The organism is Robiginitalea sp. (assembly GCF_049588695.1).
In the GTDB taxonomy this organism is placed as follows: Bacteria; Bacteroidota; Bacteroidia; order Flavobacteriales; family Flavobacteriaceae; genus Robiginitalea.
The window spans coordinates 1-3,551 of sequence record NZ_JBAVZJ010000127.1; the positions used below are offsets into that span (position 1 = coordinate 1).

The 3,551-nt window shown below is 50.0% G+C and carries 3 protein-coding genes; all 3 read right to left on the bottom strand.

Annotated features, from left to right (window positions below; all coding sequences use genetic code 11):
* Positions 1–155 precede the first annotated feature (155 nt).
* Complete coding sequence (gene dnaN / locus WBV75_RS02895; RefSeq protein ID WP_424119156.1) at positions 156–1,274, bottom strand: DNA polymerase III subunit beta; 1,119 nt, start codon at positions 1,272–1,274, stop codon at positions 156–158.
* Between the two features lie 110 nt (positions 1,275–1,384).
* A complete protein-coding gene (gene gldG / locus WBV75_RS02900) occupies positions 1,385–3,052 on the bottom strand; it encodes a gliding motility-associated ABC transporter substrate-binding protein GldG (protein WP_424119157.1) in 1,668 nt (555 codons plus the stop codon).
* The coding region (locus tag WBV75_RS02905) for an ABC transporter permease subunit (protein WP_424119158.1) at positions 3,049–3,551 on the bottom strand (503 nt) is incomplete at its 5' end. The genes WBV75_RS02905 and gldG, both read right to left, overlap by 4 nt.

Consider the following 3,551-nt stretch of genomic DNA (forward strand, 5'->3'; position numbering starts at 1 on the left):
GGATTGGATATAGATTAAACCTATCGCAAAATTAAGTCTTATTAGCCGGGGATCTTATAAAAAGTCGGCGAAGAATGCATTTAATCGATAAGCCACCTAAATATAACCAATTCGGGGCGTTATTGCAAGTGTAAATCGGGTGATTGTATGACCGGTTACGAATTCAACATCACAGGCATCACCAGCATGATAAGTTGCTCGCCTTCATCCAGGCCGTCGGCAGGGGTGAGGATACCTGCCCGGTTGGGAAGGCTCATCTCAAGGGACACATCATCGGAGTCCAGGTTGCCGAGCATTTCGACGAGGAAGCGGGAATTAAACCCGATTTGCAGGTCGTCCCCCTGGTAAGAGCAGGTAAGCCGTTCTTCAGCCTTATTGCTGTAATCCACGTCTTCAGCGGAGATGTTGAGTTCAGCCCCCGCAATTTTCAGGCGGATCTGATGCGTCGTTTTATTGGAGAAAATCGAGACCCGCCGCACAGAACTGAGGAACTGCCCGCGTTGAATGACCAGTCTGTTCGGGTTTTCACGGGGGATAACCGCCTCGTAATTGGGGTATTTTCCATCGATAAGCCGGCAAATCAGTTCCGTTTTTCCGAAAGAAAACCGGGCATTGCTGTCGTTATATGAAATGGTAACATCCTCCTCAGATCCGGCAAGGATCCCTTTGAGCAAGTTCAGGGGCTTTTTCGGCATGATAAACTCTGCCACTTCCGAGGCCTGCACGTCTGACCGCCGATATTTCACGAGCTTATGGGCGTCTGTGGCCACAAAGGTCAGGTGTTCCGGTGTAAACTGAAAAAACACGCCACTCATCACCGGCCTCAGATCATCATTACCGGCGGCAAAGAGCGTCTTACTGATGGCTGTAGCCAGAATATCTCCCATGATATTCGTGGTACTCGGGTCGGATAATTCAACGGCCTTGGGAAACTCAGCCCCGTCTGCATAGGCGAGGGCATATTTTCCGTGGCTGGAACTTATTTCAACGGTATTGTTGTCTTCAACCACAAAGGTCAGGGGTTGTTCCGGAAAGGTCTTAAGGGTATCCAGGAGCAGCCGGGCTGGAACGGCTATGGTTCCGGTATCCGTAGAATCCACGTCCAGAACGGAGCTCATGGTGCTTTCAAGATCTGAGGCTGAGACAGTCAGTTGGTTTTCTTTCAGATCGAAGAGAAAGTTATCCAGTATGGGCAGGGTGTTGCTATTGCTGATTACACCACCGAGTACCTGTAATTGTTTTAAGAGGTAAGTGCTGGATACGATAAATTTCATAAGTGATAGGCTTTCAACGTGTCATTAACGAATCATGGAACCCTAAAAAAGGTCCGAAGACAAATATATCTTAAATGATGTTTGAGGGAAAACAAACTTATCAACAAGGATCAGGCATATGCCCGGCGTCGCAGCCAGTTCACAAGACCCCCCAGCAATAAAATCAATACCACCGGAATTCCGATATTCAGGAGCTGCCACCTGGTCCTGCCCGCTGAGACTTTTTCAGGATCCAGCAGGGGCACGGATACTTGTTTGGTACGGATGTTTATAAGTCCGGTATCCGCCAGCAGGTAATTCATCGCATTGATCAGAAAATCCTTGTTGCCGTAAAAATTATTCGTCCATTTGTCATAGCCCAGTTCCAGGGGCCGTCCATTTCTCACCTGGTTGGCGATCAGGTCCCCATCGCTGATAAATAGCGCCTTATTCTCCGGCCCGCTTTCCGTGTAATCCACTAGCTCCACCGGGAGGACGCGATTGCGAAATGCCGACTCAAAGGCACCTTCCACAAGGACGGCCAGGGGGAAGCCACCGGGCCCGTACGCACTTCGGTCCGGTGCCTGCTGAATGGATTCCAGGCTTACGATTTTAGGGGTGCCTTCCACCCTGGAAAGGGGGGAGGACCTGAAGAGGATGGTTTTTTCATACGCATTCTCAAGGGTGTCAATGCTACCGGCAAATTGCATACGCAGGGCTTCCATATTGGTATTCACCGGATGGTTTTCCGGGGAAAATACCATGGGGTGATACACCCAGGGCAGGGGATCGTATTGGGAGGCATTGCCCTCCCCGGTGGCCAGGACAATTTGGGTCGCATACAAATCACTCACCAGATTCGGATTGATCCGTATGCCATACCGGAAAAAGAGGTCGTTTAAATTCAAGTCCCTGGGCAGGGCCACAGCCTGTCCTTCTTCGTTCAGCAGGCTGTCCAGATCCATCCCTACAGCATCCACGAGCCAGAGGGTTTTACCCCCTTTTACCATATACTGGTCGAGAATCAGTTTTTCGGCTTCGCTGAAAGGTTCTGTCGGTTTGGCGATCACCAGGGCATCAAAACCACTGAGCTCCCCGAGTACCTTTTGGGGGGTGCCCGCTACTGAATCCAGGGTGTAGGGAGCTATATCGTAATAATCCCTGAGGGTAGTGATAAAGTCCGCGAGGAAAATATCTTCCAGCTCCCCGTTTCCTTTCAGGATTGCGACTTGTTTTTTACTTGCGATGCCGAGTTTGGCAAAGGCATTGGAAAAGGCGTATTCGAGGTTTTGAATCGAATTGTTCACCCGAGCTTCCATATCCGCACCCAGTTGGTTTCGGAGTAACGATACTTTCTCGGTTCGGTTTTCATAGGTGACCAGGGCCCAGGGAAAAACCACTTCCTGGGATACCTTATTGTTTTCTTCCACAGTTACACTGGCGGGCTTCAGGCCCATAGCCTGCAATTGCTGCATGGTTTCCGGGTTGGATTCTTCCCCGGCTACCGGGTCCTCAAAAGAGTATTTAACCAGGGGGTTAACCTGGGAGTACTGTTCCAAAAGCAAGCGGGTTTCCTGCCGGAGTCGTGCAAATTCCGATGGAAGTTCCCCATCCAGCAGCACTTCGACGATTACAGCGCTCCCGAGCGACTGGGCGGCCTCTTTACTCGGGGGGGAGAGTGTAAATCTCTGGTCCTCCGTCAGGTCCCATCGGGCATAGAAGGTTTGTGCGATCCAATTGATTGCCAGGACCACAACGAGGCCGGCTAAAACCTTATAAAAAAACGAACGCTTTTTCATTTTTTGAGATGGTTTAACCGATGGATACTCAGGAAAAGAAAGAAGGCAATCAGGGAGAGGAAATAGGTCAAATCCCGGCTGTCGACAATTCCCAGGCTTATGCGCTCATAGTGCGCCTTAATCCCCATACGCTGTATATCCAAAGCTGAATTCCCATCGGAAAATAAGGTGGACAGGCTTTCAAAACCGTAATACATCAAAAAACACAAGAGGATCGCGCCGAGAAAAGCGACGATCTGATTCTCCGTTAGTGTGGAGCATAAAAGTCCGATAGAAATATATAGTGCCATCAGCAGGATCAGGCCCCCGTAGGATCCCCAAACCAATCCTGTGTCCATATTTCCCACAGTGGTACCCAGATTGTAAATGGTCGCCACGTAGAGCAGGGTAGGGAGGATGGCGATAAGCACCAGCACCAGGGCTCCGAAATATTTACCCAGAACAAGCGAAGTGGTGGATATGGGCTTACTGAGCAGGAGTTCGAGGGTTCCCAGTTTTT